Origin of the sequence: Fretibacterium sp. OH1220_COT-178, assembly GCF_003860125.1 — a bacterium.
In the GTDB taxonomy this organism is placed as follows: domain Bacteria; phylum Synergistota; class Synergistia; order Synergistales; family Aminobacteriaceae; genus CAJPSE01.
Genome location: NZ_RQYL01000022.1, coordinates 25733 through 41999 on the forward strand (window position 1 = coordinate 25733; position 16267 = coordinate 41999).

Below are 16267 nucleotides of genomic sequence, written 5' to 3' on the forward strand. Positions count from 1 at the left end.
TTTTCCCTCAAGCAGCTCTTCGACCACACAGAAGCCTCAGGATCAGCCCCAGAGCGACCCAGCCCGCAACGATGCTCCATTCCACCGAATTGAGCGCCGCAGGACTGTAGGGGACCACCATCAGAAGGACGATGATGCCGCCGGCGCCGCAGGCCGCCAGAATTCCCAGTTTGCCTCCAGGCACCTTGTAGGGCCTGGGCAGGTCGGGCTCACTGAAGCGCATCTTGAGGCACGCCAAGCTGACCATCATACAAGCGAAGATGAAGGACAGGGCGGAGACGTTCGTCAGCGGGACCAACATTTTTTTGCCGAGAAACGGCCCCGCCAGGGTGAAGACGGCCATCAGCACGCAGGCCGTCTTGGGAATTCCCGTCTTGGGGTCCAGTTTTTGGAAGGCGGCCGGCAGCTGCCCCTTGCGCCCCATGGCCAACATGATGCGCGTGGTGGCACCGAAGAAGGAGTTCATCGGCCCCATGGGTCCAAGCGTACCAATGCAGAGCATCGCTATGTAGAGCCACATGTTGATGTTGCGCAGGCACGAGAGCGCGGGGACGGGACTCTTCACGAACTCGGTCCACGGGATGATCGTCCCGAACGAGTAGATGCAGACCATGTAGAACACGCCGGACGCGAGCAGCGCCATGCTGATGACCTTGCCGAACTTGTTCCAGTCCAGCCCCTCCGCCGCCTCCTCGGCCTGCTGCGGAACGGTGTCGAACCCGGCGTAGAAGAACGGCGTCATGACGAGCACGGCCAGGACGCCGGCCCAGAGGCTCACCACCCTGGTGCTCGTCATCGCGCCCTGGACCTGGGTGAAGACCGGCAGAGCGTTCGACGGACCGCCCTTGACGAAGGAGATCCCCATGGCGAGCAGCATGCCGCAAAGCAGGGCTTTGGCGAGAAACGCCTGAAGCTTGGCCGCCGAGGAGGCCCCTCTGAGGTTCATCATCACCACGTAAGAGGCGAACATCAGGGCGATGAGGGTCGGAAAGAGGTAGACGTCCGCCCCGAGGATCGTATAGAGCTTTACCGACCTCAGGATGGGGAAGAAGTCGCCGAACATGTCGGAGACCAGCGTGGAGATGGCGATGGCCTCCCACGGACACAGGATGCCGTTGCCCAGGGCGAGGAACCAGCCGGTGATATGGGACATCGTGGGCCCGAAGGTACGGTCCACGTACTCGACGATCCCCCCGGAGATCGGGATGGCCGCCGTCAGCTCCCCAAATACCGCGCCGATCGGCAGCAGAAACACCGCACCGATGGCAAAGGCTATCATGGCGGCAACCGGCCCTCCCCCGATGACCATCCAGTCCCCGACCAGGAGCACCCATCCTGTCCCGATGATGGCCCCAAAACCTATGGTAAAAAAGTTCCAGTTGGTAAGCGTTTTCTTCATTCCCGGCGCATGTTCCGACTGCGACATTCCCGCATGCCCCCTTTCAGAGATTGACTGCACGGCCAAGGCCAGAAACTCATGGCCTCAATCGACATCAATTTAATACGGCGCCGCGAGAAGTCCAGCGATTTGTCATCAACAACGGTTTCGGTGCATCGAAACTACGGTACGGTCCTGCCGGATCCCACCCAATTTAATGATATACTGCACCTGACGGGGGCTCCAACCGCACGACCGCAAACCGAGAGACTGAGGGGGGATCTACGGTGCATTACGTTGCGATCTGCGATGATAACTCCTGCGATCTGGAACTGCTCGGCGGCTACTTGAAGGAGCTGCGCACCCAAAGCATCAATGTGGGGATCATGCCTTTCTCCTGCGGACGCAAATTGCTTCAGGCCTATCAGGGCGGTGAGCGTTTCAACCTCGTCGTGCTGGATATGCGTATGGACAACATCAACGGCCTGGACACGGCACGCGAGATCCGCAAGCTGGACTCGGAGGTCCCTCTGCTCTTCGTCACGGCCACGGCGGAGTACGCCCTGGAGGGCTACACCGTACAGGCCTACCGCTACCTGCTCAAGCCCGTGGACAAGGAGGACTTCCTGCTCAGTGCCGCCCACCTGCTGAGGCTGCGGGACTCCCCGAAGCGTTACTTCACCTTCACGTGCAGCTCCGGCCTCGTGAAAGTCCCCAACGAATCCATCCTTTACTTCGAATCCTTCAGGCGAACGGTCGTGCTCCACACGGTCAAGGGGGAATACAGCTTCACCGGGCGTATCGGCGAGATAGCGGAAAAACTGGAGAAACACGGGTTTGTGCGCGTCCACAAGAGCTACGTCACCAACCTGAGCCACGTCGAATGCATCTATAAGGAGACCGTCCGCCTGGACAACGGCTCCTCGATACCCTTGGGAAGGCAGTACGGAAAGACCGCCCAGACGGCGGTTCTGCGTCACGGACTGGACGCGCTCTGACACCGGACCTTCGAACATGAGCCTTCAGGATCTGACCGCATACCTGGTACTCTCCGCCGGAGAAACCTTCATTTTTCATATGTTCTTCCGGGCACTCCTGCGGCGCAACGAGCGCCACAGCGTAGTCTATGCCGGAGGGATGGTTATCTATTACCTGTTCCAATTCGCCTCCTACGCCCTGCAGTGCCCACTGTTCTCCACCGCCCCGCTGTACGCGGCCTTCGCCCTCTCGACCGTCTTCCTCTTCTACCACGGAAGCAACCAGATCCGCGGCGCAGCCGCCTTCGCTTTCGTCCTGCTCAACTACGTCTGCAAGGTCCTGGCGGTGGCCCTGACCTCGGCCCTCTCGCAAAGTCGTCTTCCCGACATCCCGTTCCGCCTGGTGATGGGACCTTTCGACCAGATTCTTTCCTGCTGCTTCGTCGCAGCTGCGGCCTTCATCATCACCCAGCTGCGCAACATCCGGAACCGGCGGCTCAACTGGCTGAGCAACTCCCTCCTCTGCATCGTCACTGTCGCCAACAGCCTCCTGGTGCTCTGGCTCTTCTGGAACCACGGAGCGGTCGCAGACAGCCTCCATATTTACGTCGAAGCCGCGCTGCTGCTGCTCTGCACCACGCTCTTTCTCTTCTTCTTCATCAACAAGGCCCAACAGAGCAACACGCATTACTATCGGACCGAGATGCTCCGCCAGCAGCTCGAAATGCAGTCCCGCTACTACACACAGATGGGAGCTCATCAAAAGGAGATTCAGGCCATCCGCCACGACATCCAGAACCACATGCTCTGCATCAAGTCCATGATCGAGAAGGGCAGTTACGGCTCCGCCTACGAATATGCATCCGGACTCTACAGCCGCATCGTCTCGGCGCGGCACCACAAGTTCTGCGAGAACAGCGTCGCCGACATCCTCCTCGGCGCAAAATACGACGAGATACGCTCGGCCGGCATCTCCCTGAACGCCCGTATCGAACTGCCCTCCTCCCTCCCCATGGACGACCTGGACCTTTGCATCCTGCTGGGGAACCTCCTGGACAACGCCATCGAGGCCTGTCGGCGCATTGAGGAGGAAAAGACGCCGCGGTCGATCTCCATCCGCGGCGGACTCAAAGGGAGCAATCTTCTCCTCTCCGTCCGGAACACCTACAACGGGGTGCTGCGCCAGAACCACGAGCGCTACGAGTCCCTCAAAAAGAACCGCAAGATCAGCGGCCTGGGTCTCTTCAACGTCAAAGACGTGGTCGAACGCCACCACGGAACTCTGGACATCCAACACGACCCCAGCATCTTTTCCGTTTCGGTCCTGCTGCGTCTCGGGGAACCCGCCTGATATCCTTTCCCAATCGTCTCTTCGCCGCTTCCTTGCCTGCTGTCTGAAAGCGGCCGGAATGGGACGCGGCTTTACGCCCGTACCATTCGTTACAACAAATCCGCCTTTCGTGACCCTTCAGCTCAATCCCCATAGGAAAATCCTTCGTTTTGTGGTATGTATGAAAGCGTCTTCAGAACAAGCCCGGAGCAGGCGAATTCTTCGGGAGCAAATTTTTCCGGCAAATATGCGCAGCGCCGATTCGGTGCAAACTTGAAACGATACGCTTCTCTCCTGAAAACACCTGTTAGAATAAATGCCTGGCCCGACTTCGGCCGGCACCGCGACCCTACAAACCAGTCTTTCGAGCGGGTCGGGACGGATCCAGACTCGGAAAAGAGGGACGATCATGGCTTTAGTGTACTTTTTGATCTGGCTGACAGTGAACGGCAGGGTCACGGTGGAAACCGTGGTCCTGGGAATCGTCGTCTCCATGGTGCTTCAACGATTCTCGCAGCGGGTCTTGGCTGCCCGCCCCGTGTCCTTTTCCTCCGTACTGCACCTCCTGCCGCGCGGCCTGCTCTACCTTCTCACCCTGCTCGTTGAGATCTTCAAGGCCAATCTGCAGGTCATCAGGCTGGTCCTGTCCCCCGTTATCCATGTGGAGCCCTGTCTGGTGCGTTTTCGCACCGACCTCAGGACCGACGCCGCCCGCGTGGCGCTGGCAAACTCCATCACCCTGACCCCCGGCACACTCACCGTTTCCCTCGAGGGAGACGTGCTCCTGGTCCACGCCCTGGATCGAGACATGGCACACGGCCTGGCCGAATCCGTATTCGTCCGGCAGTTGCGCCGCATGGAAGGAGGCGGGACCGATGCCTGACGTTGCTGTCCTGAGCCGCCTGCTTCTCCTCGGAGGCTCCGTCTTTCTGTCCGTCACCATCTTTTTCTGTCTTCTCCGGGCGGTCCTGGGGCCACGGTTCACCGACCGTATCATCGCCGTCAACATCGTGAGCACCAAGGTCATCGTATTGATCTCCATGCTGTCGTTTCATGTCGGCGAACAATACCTGGTCGACATCTGCCTCATTTACGCCATCATCAGTTTTTTGTCCGTTGTGGTCCTGGCGCGGGCATTTCTCGACCGACAAACCCGAACGGGACGGCCTGAGGGGGGCGGGAGGACTCCATGATTCGCCTCGCCATATCCTCCGTTCTGATTCTCAGCGGCCTGTTCGTCCTGGGCATCGCGACGTTTGGAATCTTTCGCTTCGACACGGTTTTGAACCGAATCCACGTCGCCGCAAAATGCGATACGCTGGGAGCCCTTCTGGTGCTCTCCGGCCTTATTGTCCTCAGCGGACTGGGAGCGTTCTCGCTCAAGCTGGCGCTCGTCATCGCATTCCTGTGGCTGACCAACCCCGTGGCGAGCCACCTCGTCGCTCGAGCCGAGGTGGCCACAAACGAACGAATCCGTGAGACGTGCGACCTTCTGGATATCGACGACCTCGATCCCCCTGACGGTTCCTCAGGCGAATCCTCAGGGGCGTCCGATTCCATTTCCGAAACCTTTTCAGGCGGCAAGTGAGACAGCAAACCGCTGCCCTGCGTTGTCGAACCCGGGCACTCCACATAACATCGATCGAGCCGCAAGAAGAAAGCCGAAGGACTTGGCCGGCCGTGCCCGCCGCTTCACGGTTTCAACAGCAAGGGGAGTTCCCCGAAGGGGACTCCGTGCGAACCGACCGGCCTCTTCCGTCAAGCATACCCAATACCGCCGGGGGACGAAAGTTTGTGTGAAGCCAGGAAGAACAAAAACGACGAAGAATGCGAATGGCTTTGCAATCGGAATGCACTGCCCCGGAAAGCGAGGGATTGAACCATGGAAACGATCGAATGGCTCCTGCTGTCCTTTCTGGTTGTCTGCGCCCTGGCCGTGTCGGTCTCGCGCAACCTCCTGAACTCCGTCATCATCTTCATGGCCTACAGCCTGGTCATGGCGGTACTGTGGGTCCTTCTTCAGGCGCCGGACTTGGCCGTCACCGAGGCCGCAGTCGGAGCCGGGGTCACCAGCGTGTTGTTCTTTCTGACGCTCGAGCGTGTGGGGGCCCTGCGCCGGAAGCGTTCGGAGGCTGGGGAGGGGCGCTCCGATGAATGACGCCTTGAAAATGTTCTGGAAACGTTTTGTCGACTGGGTGGAGGGCAACGGCCCCTGTCCCGAGGACGAGGTCATGCCTTCCGAGTCCCCCGACCCCTCATTCGGCAAAACAGTTCCCGTTCGCTCTTTCCGTCATTATGAAAGAGGCTTGAGGGAACGTTACAACGAGTGGGTGGAATATCACGGCCTGCGCCTGTTTTCCATGTTTTACTCGACCATGAGCGTACTCGTGTGCGTCGTTCTCGTCGGACTGCTTCTGGCCACCGTATCGGAACTGCCCCGGTTCGGAAACCCCGGAAACCCCGGAAACAACATCGTGGCCCAACGCTACGTGGAGTGCGGCCTCGAGGAGACCGGCGCCATAAACATCGTCGCCGGCATGATTCTGGACTATCGCGCCTTCGACACGTTCGGAGAGTCCGCAGTGCTGTTCACCGCCGCGATCGGAGTTCTCACGCTGCTGAGCGCAGGCGGCGGAAAAACCGCCGCGAAGCCGGCCATAAAACGGCGGCACGAGCGGCACGAGGACGACTCCATCCTGCGCGGCGTCGCCGCCCTGGCGATACCGGTCATCCTTCTTCTGGGGATCGCAATCGTCGTGAACGGACACCTCTCGCCCGGGGGAGGTTTTTCGGGCGGGGCCGTCCTGAGTACCGCCCTGATCCTCTGCGCGAATGCCTACGGATTCGAGCGAGTTCGGTGCTTCTTCTCCGCCCGGACGTTCTCCCTGTCGCTCTGCAGCTCGCTCCTCGTCTACGCGCTGGTCAAAGGCTATTCCTTTTTCACTGGGGCCAACCACCTGGAGTCGGGCATCCCTACCGGCACGCCCGGCGCCATCCTGAGTGGAGGCCTGATTCTTCCGCTCAACGTCTGTGTCGGGCTCATCGTCGCCGGGACGCTCTACGGCTTCTACGCGCTCTTCAGCGAGGGGGAGATCTGAGATGATGACGGAAGGGCTGATCGTCAATCATTACGAGGCTGTCGCCGTAATCCTTTCGGGCATCGGTCTGACCAATCTGCTGCTCCAGAGGAACCTGATCAAGAAGATCATCGGTCTCAATATCATGGACACCGCAGTCTACCTTTTTCTGGCCGCCAAGGGCTACGTGGCGGGGCGCGCCGCGCCGATCATCCAAAACGGCGTCACGGCGGCCGAAGCCTACGTCAACCCCATTCCGAGCGTCACCGCCTTCGCGCTCTCCCTGACGCTGCGCCTGTACGAGGCCTACGGGACCTTGAACATCGACGAGGCGTTCGCCCGGATGCGGGCCGAACGGCGTCGGGAGGAGGGGCGGTCATGACCGAAATGGTCGGTGCCCTTGCCTACAATGTCCCATTTTTCAGCATTTTTTTAGCCTTGCTTGCGGCAATTGCCGCCCCCCTGCTCCCGAGGGCGTCGCGCGCTGCAGAGCGGATGACCTTGGCCGTCATCCTCCTGGTCGGCGCGATGTCCGCACACCTTCTGGCCGACCTGGCCGCCACGGGCCGGAGCTTCACATTCATGATGGGGCATTTTCCCGCACCGTGGGGCAACGAGCTGCGTGCAGGGCCTCTCGAGGCTCTATTGGCCTTGGTATTCTGCGTCTCCATGGGGCTGTCCCTGCTGGGCAACACCGGCTCCACCGAGGAGGACATCTCGAAAGAACGCCGGTACCTCTACTTCGTCATGATCAACCTGCTGCTGAGCTCCCTGCTGGCGCTTGTCTACACCAACGACATCTTCACGGCCTACGTCTTCATCGAGATCAACACCATCGCCGCCTGCGCCATCGTTGCAGCAAAGGACTGCAGCGAGACGATCCGGGCCGCGCTGCGCTACCTGGTGATGAGCCTGGTCGGTTCCGGGCTGGTCCTCATCTCCATCTGCCTGATCTACGATCTGACGGGACACCTGCTGATGCAGCACATGCACGCCTCCATAGCGGAGCTCATCTCGGCCGGGCGCCACACCCGTTCCCTCACCGTCTCCCTGGTCCTGATGACGGTCGGACTGGCCATCAAGAGCGCGCTCTACCCCTTCGGCTCCTGGCTCCCCGACGCACACGGAAACGCAACAAACGCGTCGAGCGCCATTCTGTCCGGGCTGGTGCTGAAGGGGCACATCTTTCTGATCGTCAAGATCTTCTATCGGGTATTTGGAACGGACGCCGTCCGGCTTCTGCATATAGACAGCGTGCTGTTGATCTTCGGCCTGGCTGCCATGATCATGGGATCGCTGAACGCCCTGCGCCAAACGAACCTGAAGCGCATGATCGCCTGGTCCTCCGTGGCGCAGGTCGGCTACATCTTCCTGGGAATAGGGCTGAACACCGCCGTCGGCGTCGCCGCGGCCTGTCTGCACATCATCGTCCACGCCATCGTCAAGCCGATGCTCTTCACCGCAGCGGGGGGGCTGATCAGCGCCTCCATGCACAACAAGGAACTCCACGCTTTGAAGGGCGCGTTCTACCGAAACCGCTGGGCCGGCGTGGGCCTGATCTCCGGGGTCTGCTCGATGATCGGCATCCCGACCTTTGCTGGTTTTGCCTCAAAGCTGAGTCTGGCGCTGGCCTCGTTCGAGAGTCCCGCCATTCTTCAAGGGCTGCTGGCTCTGGCCTTAAGCACCCTGCTGAACGCACTCTACTACGTCCCGGCGGCAATCACCATCCTGACGCCGCAGGCACAGGCCGCCCCTTCCCTCCGCGCGCCGAAGCCAGCCCATTCTCTCTCCTACAGCGTTGCAATGACGGCTTTTCTGGCTTTGAATTTCTTTCTCGGCCTGTTCTACAACCCGGTCATGCGGGTAATCGAACGGGGGCTGTCGGTCCTGGGCTGATCCCCATATTGCTCCCCGACGGAGCGGATTTTCCTCACCAGGCGGTCCGCCCCAAAGGCTTAAGGGCCTTTCAGAGGAAAGGTCCTTTGAAAAACATCCGTTTGGCTCTTGGACCGTCGGGTCGGTCCGGGGGCCCCTATCTCTAGGGAGGTGAGCCGTTGATGAACATGTCCCTGTTTATGATTTTTCCGATCGTTCTTCCTCTCCTCTCGGGGATGGCTTTCCTGCTGTTTCGCCCCAGAACGGAGAAGCGCGGGCACCGCGTCGTGACATTCGTCACCCTTGCGAACACCCTGATGGTCCTTACCGCTGTGTTCTGGGCCGGCGACGGCACCCTGACTTTGTGGCGTGCCACGGGCTCCTTGGCGCTGATGTTCCGCATGGACGTGCTGTCCCGCACCTTCGCCGTCCTGGTATCCGTGATCTGGCCTCCGGTGACCTTCTACGCCTTCGGCTATCTGAAGCATCGCCCGCCGGAGGAGCGATTTTTCGCCTTCTTTCTGATAACGCTCGGCATCCTGATCGGCATTGCCTGCGCGGCGAATTTCCTGACGCTCTACCTCTTCTACGAGCTGCTGACCTTCGCGACCCTGCCGCTGGTAATGCACTCCCAGAGGAAGGAGGCCATACGCGCCGCCATGAAGTACCTTTTCTACTCCATCACGGGCGCCTGCCTGGCTCTCACGGGATTTTTCTTCTTTCATCAGTACGGCGTCTCGACGGACTTCACCCCAGGCGGCGTCCTGGATGCGGCCAAGCTCGCCGGACACGAGAACCTGATGCTGACGGCCACCTTGCTGACCCTCATCGGATTTGGGGCGAAGGCAGGACTCTTTCCCATGCACGCCTGGCTCCCGACGGCGCATCCCGTCGCCCCGACGCCCGCGAGCGCGGTACTGTCCGGGCTCATCACCAAGGCGGGGGTCGTCGCCACCGCACGGATCATTTATTTCATGGCCGGCCCTCGGTTTCTACGCGGCACCTGGGTACAGACGACGCTGATCTGCCTCTCGCTCCTCACCATCTTTATGGGGTCCATGCTGGCCTACATGGAGAAGCACCTGAAAAAACGAATCGCCTACTCGTCCGTCAGCCAAGTGTCCTACATCCTCTTCGGCCTGATGCTGCTTACCCCGGAGGGCGTGGCCGGAGCGCTGCTGCAGCTTGTGGCTCACGCCTTCGCCAAAAGCTGCCTGTTCCTGGGCGCTGGGGTCGTCATCTATTTCAGGCTGCCCAACTCGAACTATCATTACGTCGACCAGCTCAGGGGCGTGGGAAAGGAGCTGCCCGTCACCCTTACCTGCTTTACCCTGGCCTCCATGTCCCTGATCGGCGTCCCCCCCACCGGAGGTTTTGTCAGCAAATGGTACCTTGCGGTCGGGGCGCTCCACCCCGGGCTCGGGCGAATGGGACTGATCGGGGTGATCGTCCTGCTGATCAGCGCAATACTCACGGCGGGCTATCTGCTGCCCATCGTCACCAGCGCTTTTTTCCCCGGCAAGGACTATGACTACAGCAAGCCGATGCCTCCCAGACCGCCTCTCAAGATGCAGATTCCTCTGATCCTCTTCAGCGCCGCCACCTTGGCGACGGGCATGTTCGCAGGCCCTCTGCTGCGATACTTCCAGCGGTTCACAGCAACCATCTTCTAAAGTTAGAGGACAAGTCCAATGACAGCCTTGTTTCTCCTCCTTCCCATCCTGATTCCGTTCATCGCCGCTTTGGGCCTGGCCTCAATGAGGCCCCGGTCCCGAACGCGGCTCGCGCTCGTCGCAGGGACCGTCGCGACGGCGAACACGCTGTTCACACTGCTGATCGTCCGGAACGCCCCTGCGGACACCTTGACCCTCCTTCGCCTCTCCCCTCGGCTGTCGTTCGCTCTGCACCTTGACGGCCTGGGGGCGACTTTTGCCGTGATCGTGGCTCTGCTCTGGGTGCCGACGACGCTCTACGCCCTCGAGTACATGAAGCACGAAGGACGAGAAAAAGCCTTCTTTGCCTGGTTCACCCTGACCTACGGCGTGGTGCTCGGTATCGCCTTCTCGGCAAACCTCCTGACCCTCTACTTTTTCTACGAGCTCATGACCCTGACCACGCTGCCGCTCGTGATGCACGCCATGGACGACCGGGCTCGGGCCGCAGGGAAAAAGTACCTGACCTACTCCGTGGGGGGGGCCTCCTGCGCCTTCGTCGTTTTGGTTTTTACAGCGCTGCACGGAGCCGGAGCCCCTTTCGCGATGGGGGGAAACCTCGACGACACGGTCCTGGCCGTGCCCCGCAACACGCTGCTCACTCTCTACTTTCTGGGCTTCCTGGGGTTCGGCGTCAAGGCCGCGGTCTTCCCGTTCCACGGATGGCTTCCGGCTGCGTCCGTAGCTCCCACGCCGGTCACGGCGCTGCTCCATGCCGTTGCGGTCGTGAAGGGCGGCGTCTTTGCGATCATCCGCCTGACCCACTTCGTCTTCGGCCCCGGCCTTCTGCTCGGAAGCTGGGCCCAGACCGCCGCTCTGGCGCTGGTTTGCTTCACGATCGTCTACGGGTCCGCGAAAGCCTTGGCCTCACAGCACCTGAAGCTGCGCTTCGCCTACTCCACCGTCGCCCAGCTTTCCTACATTCTTCTGGGAGCAATTCTGCTGACGCCCGAGGGCCTGGTGGGAAGCCTGACCCACATGGCCGGGCACGCGCTGATGAAGATCAACCTCTTCTTCTGCGCGGGCGCGATCCTGTACAAGACACACCGGGAGTATCTGTACGACATGCGCGGCATAGGGGTGGGGATGCCCAAAACGCTCTTCTGCCTCGCGGTATCGGGAATGGCCCTCGCCGGCCTGCCGCCCCTGGCGGGATTCGTGGGCAAGTGGCAGATCGGAACCGCGGCCGCCACCGCTCCCTACGGCTACATCGGCATCGCCGCCCTGATGCTCTCCGCGCTGCTGACGGTGCTCTACATCTTCTCCGTGCTGGGCATCGCCACCATGCCCGGCCGCAACTTCGACTTCGACGCAGCCAACAAGGGGGTCGAGGACCCAAACATCCTGATGACGGGACCGATGTTCACCCTGGCCATCGCGGCCATACTGTACGGCTTGTATTCGGAATCCGTGCTCCGCTTCTTCGGACGGATCGCCGCCGGATTGCTGTAAGACTCCCCCTCTGGGGGCGGGGCACAGCCCCATTTCATGATCGAGGTGGTCTCATGACTGGAAACCATATCCTGCTGTTCCTGATCGTCTGGCCGATGTTGGGAGGATTCATCTCCTTCCTCTCCGGGCGCGCCAGCAAACGGCTCCGCGATTACGTCGCCGACGTCGTGGCACTCGTGGAGCTCGCTGCGGTCTGTCACTGCGGGTACTTCCTGGGACACCCGGAGGCCTCGTTTCTGCGCATCGAGGGCTTCTGTGCATTGGGCCTTTCCCTGAAGCTCGACGGCTTCCGGTTCGTCTACGCCGTCGTCATCGCCTTCATGTGGACGGCCACCACCATCTTCTCCCGGGAGTACCTGGCCCACTACCGGAACCGGAACCGCTACCACCTGTTCGTCCTCATGACGCTCGGGGCCATCATGGGCGTTTTCCTCTCCGCAAACCTCTACACCACCTTCATCTTCTTCGAAATCATGTCCCTGACCTCCTACATCATGGTGATCCAGGACGAGACCCGCGCCGCCCTGCGCGCCGCGGAGACTTATCTGGCCATCACCATCATCGGCGGAATGGTTACCCTCCTGGGGCTTTTCCTGCTCTATATTCAGACCGGAACGCTCGATATGGCCCTGCTTCCCGTGGCTACAGCCAGCATGCTCAACCGCTCGGAGCTCTATCTCGCGGGAATCCTCATCTTCGTGGGATTCGGGGCCAAGGCGGCCGTCTTCCCCCTCCACGTCTGGCTGCCCACGGCCCATCCCGTGGCCCCCGCGCCGTCCAGCGCCCTGCTCTCCGGCGTCCTCACAAAGTCGGGTCTGTTCGGCATCCTCGTGCTCAGCACGGGCATCTTCCTCCACAACGCGCTCTGGGGGCTGCTGCTCCTCGCGCTCGGAATTTGCACCATGGTCGGCGGTGCGGTCCTTGCCCTCTTCTCGGTGGACATCAAGCGGACCCTCGCCTGCTCCTCCATGTCCCAGATCGGGTTCATCCTCACCGGCATCGCCATGCAGTGCTTTCTCGGCGAGGACAACGCTCTGGCGGTCCGGGGCTCCATGGTCTACATGGTCAACCACTCGCTGGTCAAGCTGGTGCTCTTCCTGGCCGCTGGCGTCATCCACATGAACCTCGGGAAGCTGAACCTCAACGAGATCCGGGGCTACGGCCGCGGCAAGCCCCTGCTCCTCTACGTCTTCTCCATGGGCGCTCTGGGACTGACGGGAATGCCCCTCTGGAGCGGGTACGTCGGCAAGACGCTCATCCACGAGAGCATCGTCGAGCACATCCACCAGCTGCACGCTCCCGAGCATACCGGAGCCCTCTCCGAGCTTCTCCACTCCGGCCTTTTCACTCCGGAAAACGAGGTGTTCCTGTTCCAGATCGTGGAATGGCTGTTCCTGATCTCGGGCGCCCTGACCGTGGCCTACATGCTCAAGCTCTTCACGGCCCTGTTCCTGACCGAGCCGCCGCCGCGTCACACGCACTCGAAACGCGCCTACATGAGCGTTCCGAGCGCAGCGGTCCTGTGCCTGTCCGCCTCGATCCTCCCCCTGCTGGGGTTTTTCCCCAACCGCCTCATGGACCCGATCGGGGCGATGGGCTCCTCGTTCATGAACGGCTCACCCCACGCCCACCCCGTTCACTATTTCGCCTGGTCCAACCTGAAGGGCGCGGTTCTGACCCTGACCCTGGGCGCCGCCTTTTATTTCCTGATCGTCTACGCCCGCCTGATGCGGTGCGACTCGGAGGGGCGACGCTACTACGTCGACCTCTGGCCCAAGTGGCTGGATCTGGAACGCTTTCTCTACCGCCCTTTACTCACCGGCCCCCTGACGTTCCTGGGCGCCCTGTTCGCCCGGTCGGCCGACTTCCTCTGCGATGGCCTGGGCGTCTGGTGCTTCTCCCGCGGGCTGCCGTTCCTCAGCGCATTGTTCGCCAGGGCCACAAGCTCCCTGCTTGACGGTCCCGTCTCCTGGATGCTCGCCCGGATCTTAACCAAGCCTCCTTCGCTCCCCTCCAGGAATAGAGGCGAAGGACCTGCCAAGCCGGCCGAAAAGGACTCCCCCGTCTCCTTCAGGACATTTCTTCCGTCAAGCCTGGCCTACAGCCTGCTGACCTTCAGCCTGGGGTTCCTGTTCGTGCTGTTCTATCTGCTGCTCTGATCCCATCTCCCCTGTCGGGCCGTGCCGGGCACGAATACTCCGTCGGACGCTCCGCCCTCGCCTCGAGGCAGGCCAGGGAGCGCCGCAGGGACATCAGACGAAGAACCGGCTCCTCGGGGCTACCCCCCTAAGAGCCGGCTTCCTGTCTGTCGATGCAGTGCAATGCCTGAGCCAGACAGACCATTTTCAGTCGGTAATAGACGTTCTGCCCCTCCCGGCGATCCTCCAGGATCCCGAGCTGACGCATCACCGCCAGGTGCTTGCTGGTGGTCGTCCGGTCGCAGGAAAAATGCTCCGCGATCTCGCAGGCGCAGAGCTCCCGCTCCTCCAGCATCTCCGCGATGGCGATGCGCACCGGATGCGCCAGCCCCTTCAGGATCTCCGCCTTGCGGCGCACCCGCTCCTCCCCGGCCAATCCCATCCCGCTCCCCCCTTCCGTCGGCCCTCCGTCCATCCCGCCGGCCCCGGCGATCGGGACTCCATCAGGGTCGAAGCGCCGTTATCAGGGCGCTCGAGGACAAGCCCTTCAGGGCGAGCAACTCCTCCTCGCTCAGCGCGCCCACATCCTGACTCAAGATCTCCGCGTTCACCTCGTGAGGCTTCGTCGGGACGACGCGCACATCGAAAAAGCCCGCCCTCTCCAGTCCCGCCTTGTACTCCTCCAACGGAAGAGCGCCGGCCAGTCACCCGCTCCAGGCCGAGGGACTCATCCTGAGCCTGTCCGGAACCGGCTTCAGCAGCACGACGTCCGAGACGCAGAAACGTCCGCCCGGGGCCAGGACCCGTGCGGCCTCAGAGAAGACCGCGCCCTTGTCCGGCGAGAGGTTGATGACGCAGTTGGAGATCAGAACGTCCGCGCTGCCGTCGTAGAGCGGCAGTTCCTCGATACACCCCCTCAGGAGCACCACGTTCCTCAGCCCCAGGCGCTCGAGGTTCCTCCTCGCCCGCGCCAGCATCCCGGGCGTCATGTCCAGCCCGTAGACCAGCCCCCGCTCTCCGACGGCGCGCGCCGCCAGGATCAGGTCCAGCCCCGCCCCACAGCCCAGGTCCAGAACGCGCTCCCCGGGGACGAGCCGCGCCGCCTCCACGGGGTTCCCACAGCCGAAGGAATGCTCCGCCGCCTCCCCCGTTCCCTCGAGTGCCGCGGAATCGTAGTTGCCCCGCGTCATGTCCGTCACCGTATCGGCCACGGAACCCCGACCGGCGGCGCGGCGCTCTATGGCCGTGCCGTAAGAATCCCGCACCATCCTCCGGATACTCCTCGCTCCCTCCCGCATCCTCTTCCCCCCTCCGGAACGCAACAAGCCGTCCCGATCAATATGTGGCATTTATGCCACGTGGCGATTATACCACACAAGAAAGGAAGATTCGGATGCCTGTCGTCCCGAGGCCCCGGGCTGCGCCGAACGACGGACCCCGGCCGCTCCCGCGGGATCCGGGGGATCCCGCGGCGCGCCGGTCCGCCGCCTCGAGCGGGGGATCGAGGAGAATCCGGCTCAGGATCGGGGGCCGGCCGGCAGGGGCTCCACGAACAATTCGGCCCGCGAATAGAGCGCCGCCCGGCCCGCCATCTTCACCCGCTCCCCGTCCAGCCTGCAGTACAGAGTGCCGCCCCGCCGCGACAGCTGCCGGGCGACCATCGTCTCCTTGCCCAGGCGAGCGGACCAGAACGGGATCAGGTTGCAGTGGGCGGAGCCGCAGACCGGGTCCTCGTCCACCCCCAGCTTAGGGAAGAAGGCCCGGGAGACGAAGTCGAACTCCGACCCGCGCGCCGTAACGATCACGCCCAGCCCGTCCGCAAGGCGGGTCAGCCTCGAAAAGTCCGGCTTCAGGTCGCGCACCTGCGCCTCGTCCCGCAGGAGGAACATCAGGTCGCGCCTGAGGTACGTCTCGGTCGGCACCACGCCCAGAGCCTCGGCCATCGCTTCGGTGGGGGCATGAGGTTCCGGAACGAGACTGGGGAAGTCCAGTTCGTACAGATCCCCCTTCCGGGCGACGGTCAGTTCGCCGCCCGCGGTCTCGAAACTCAGGGACTCCCGCCCGGGCTCGACGAATCGGTCGATGACGAAGGCCGTCGCCAGAGTGGCGTGCCCGCACAGGTCGATCTCCCCTCCGGGGGTGAACCAGCGCAGCCGGTAGCGCCCCCCGCCCCCCACGGCAAACGCCGTCTCCGAGAGGTTGTTCTCCGTGGCGATGTTCTGCATGAGCGCATCGGCCGGCCAGTCCTCCAGGACGCACACCCCCGCGGGGTTCCCCTCGAAGACTCGGTCCGCAAAGGCATCCACGACGTAATACTGCATTCTGCAA

At 62.1% G+C, this 16267-nt stretch carries 17 protein-coding genes; 12 read left to right on the forward strand and 5 right to left on the reverse strand.

The annotated features are described in order from the left end of the window. Positions 1-7: 7 nt before the first annotated feature. A complete protein-coding gene (locus tag EII26_RS09450) occupies positions 8-1426 on the reverse strand; it encodes an APC family permease (protein WP_124888914.1) in 1419 nt (472 codons plus the stop codon). Between the two features lie 239 nt (positions 1427-1665). On the opposite strand from EII26_RS09450, the gene EII26_RS09455 reads away from it, so the two are divergent. The 12 genes from EII26_RS09455 (at position 1666) to EII26_RS09510 (ending at position 13960) form a co-directional block, all read left to right on the forward strand. Then, positions 1666-2376, forward strand: coding sequence for a LytR/AlgR family response regulator transcription factor (locus EII26_RS09455; RefSeq protein WP_124888915.1), 711 nt, complete (start codon positions 1666-1668; stop codon positions 2374-2376). Between the two features lie 16 nt (positions 2377-2392). Beyond that, positions 2393-3706: a sensor histidine kinase gene (locus EII26_RS09460; RefSeq protein ID WP_124888916.1), complete on the forward strand. Its 1314-nt coding sequence runs from the start codon at positions 2393-2395 to the stop codon at positions 3704-3706. Between the two features lie 406 nt (positions 3707-4112). Next, positions 4113-4568 (forward strand): Na+/H+ antiporter subunit E, encoded by a 456-nt coding sequence (locus EII26_RS09465; RefSeq protein WP_158612251.1) that lies wholly within the window; start codon positions 4113-4115, stop codon positions 4566-4568. After that, positions 4561-4878, forward strand: a complete 318-nt coding sequence (locus EII26_RS09470) for a monovalent cation/H+ antiporter complex subunit F (protein WP_124888918.1) — start codon at positions 4561-4563, stop codon at positions 4876-4878. The genes EII26_RS09465 and EII26_RS09470 overlap by 8 nt, the downstream gene beginning before the upstream one ends. Beyond that, complete coding sequence (locus tag EII26_RS09475) at positions 4875-5273, forward strand: cation:proton antiporter (protein ID WP_124888919.1); 399 nt, start codon at positions 4875-4877, stop codon at positions 5271-5273. The genes EII26_RS09470 and EII26_RS09475 overlap by 4 nt, the downstream gene beginning before the upstream one ends. Before the next feature lie 294 nt (positions 5274-5567). Next, positions 5568-5843, forward strand: coding sequence for a hydrogenase subunit MbhD domain-containing protein (locus EII26_RS09480; RefSeq protein ID WP_124888920.1), 276 nt, complete (start codon positions 5568-5570; stop codon positions 5841-5843). After that, entirely contained in the window at positions 5836-6783 is a 948-nt protein-coding gene (mbhE, locus tag EII26_RS09485) for a hydrogen gas-evolving membrane-bound hydrogenase subunit E (RefSeq protein WP_124888921.1), read from the forward strand. Before EII26_RS09480 ends, mbhE begins: the two co-directional genes overlap by 8 nt. Before the next feature lies 1 nt (position 6784). After that, complete coding sequence (locus EII26_RS09490) at positions 6785-7144, forward strand: cation:proton antiporter subunit C (RefSeq protein WP_233572691.1); 360 nt, start codon at positions 6785-6787, stop codon at positions 7142-7144. Beyond that, a complete protein-coding gene (locus EII26_RS09495; protein ID WP_199735160.1) occupies positions 7141-8658 on the forward strand; it encodes a complex I subunit 5 family protein in 1518 nt (505 codons plus the stop codon). The genes EII26_RS09490 and EII26_RS09495 overlap by 4 nt, the downstream gene beginning before the upstream one ends. Before the next feature lie 161 nt (positions 8659-8819). Then, positions 8820-10310: a complex I subunit 5 family protein gene (locus EII26_RS09500; protein ID WP_124888922.1), complete on the forward strand. Its 1491-nt coding sequence runs from the start codon at positions 8820-8822 to the stop codon at positions 10308-10310. 18 nt (positions 10311-10328) lie between these two features. Next, positions 10329-11801: a complex I subunit 5 family protein gene (locus EII26_RS09505; protein ID WP_124888923.1), complete on the forward strand. Its 1473-nt coding sequence runs from the start codon at positions 10329-10331 to the stop codon at positions 11799-11801. 53 nt (positions 11802-11854) lie between these two features. Then, positions 11855-13960, forward strand: a complete 2106-nt coding sequence (locus EII26_RS09510; protein WP_199735161.1) for a complex I subunit 5 family protein — start codon at positions 11855-11857, stop codon at positions 13958-13960. A 127-nt stretch (positions 13961-14087) separates the two neighbouring features. Here EII26_RS09510 and EII26_RS09515 read toward each other — a convergent pair whose 3' ends face one another. The 4 genes from EII26_RS09515 to EII26_RS09530 form a co-directional block, all read right to left on the reverse strand. After that, positions 14088-14381, reverse strand: a complete 294-nt coding sequence (locus EII26_RS09515; protein ID WP_124888924.1) for an ArsR/SmtB family transcription factor — start codon at positions 14379-14381, stop codon at positions 14088-14090. Positions 14382-14442: 61 nt separating this feature from the next. Then, positions 14443-14625, reverse strand: a complete 183-nt coding sequence (locus EII26_RS09520) for a hypothetical protein (RefSeq protein WP_124888925.1) — start codon at positions 14623-14625, stop codon at positions 14443-14445. Between the two features lie 18 nt (positions 14626-14643). After that, entirely contained in the window at positions 14644-15207 is a 564-nt protein-coding gene (locus tag EII26_RS09525; RefSeq protein ID WP_233572692.1) for a methyltransferase domain-containing protein, read from the reverse strand. Positions 15208-15456: 249 nt separating this feature from the next. After that, positions 15457-16260 (reverse strand): PhzF family phenazine biosynthesis protein, encoded by an 804-nt coding sequence (locus EII26_RS09530; RefSeq protein WP_124888927.1) that lies wholly within the window; start codon positions 16258-16260, stop codon positions 15457-15459. Positions 16261-16267 lie beyond the last annotated feature (7 nt).

Excerpts from the sequence above, each read along its gene's own strand:
- EII26_RS09525 (WP_233572692.1), bottom strand. The coding sequence starts at position 15,207 with ATGGTGCGGGATTCTTACGGCACGGCCATAGAGCGCCGCGCCGCCGGT.
- EII26_RS09490 (WP_233572691.1), top strand. The coding sequence starts at position 6,785 with ATGATGACGGAAGGGCTGATCGTCAATCATTACGAGGCTGTCGCCGTA.
- EII26_RS09480 (WP_124888920.1), top strand. The coding sequence starts at position 5,568 with ATGGAAACGATCGAATGGCTCCTGCTGTCCTTTCTGGTTGTCTGCGCC.
- EII26_RS09530 (WP_124888927.1), bottom strand. The coding sequence starts at position 16,260 with ATGCAGTATTACGTCGTGGATGCCTTTGCGGACCGAGTCTTCGAGGGG.
- EII26_RS09460 (WP_124888916.1), top strand. The coding sequence starts at position 2,393 with ATGAGCCTTCAGGATCTGACCGCATACCTGGTACTCTCCGCCGGAGAA.
- mbhE (WP_124888921.1), top strand. The coding sequence starts at position 5,836 with ATGAATGACGCCTTGAAAATGTTCTGGAAACGTTTTGTCGACTGGGTG.
- EII26_RS09495 (WP_199735160.1), top strand. The coding sequence starts at position 7,141 with ATGACCGAAATGGTCGGTGCCCTTGCCTACAATGTCCCATTTTTCAGC.
- EII26_RS09500 (WP_124888922.1), top strand. The coding sequence starts at position 8,820 with ATGAACATGTCCCTGTTTATGATTTTTCCGATCGTTCTTCCTCTCCTC.
- EII26_RS09505 (WP_124888923.1), top strand. The coding sequence starts at position 10,329 with ATGACAGCCTTGTTTCTCCTCCTTCCCATCCTGATTCCGTTCATCGCC.
- EII26_RS09470 (WP_124888918.1), top strand. The coding sequence starts at position 4,561 with ATGCCTGACGTTGCTGTCCTGAGCCGCCTGCTTCTCCTCGGAGGCTCC.
- EII26_RS09475 (WP_124888919.1), top strand. The coding sequence starts at position 4,875 with ATGATTCGCCTCGCCATATCCTCCGTTCTGATTCTCAGCGGCCTGTTC.
- EII26_RS09515 (WP_124888924.1), bottom strand. The coding sequence starts at position 14,381 with ATGGGATTGGCCGGGGAGGAGCGGGTGCGCCGCAAGGCGGAGATCCTG.
- EII26_RS09510 (WP_199735161.1), top strand. The coding sequence starts at position 11,855 with ATGACTGGAAACCATATCCTGCTGTTCCTGATCGTCTGGCCGATGTTG.
- EII26_RS09450 (WP_124888914.1), bottom strand. The coding sequence starts at position 1,426 with ATGTCGCAGTCGGAACATGCGCCGGGAATGAAGAAAACGCTTACCAAC.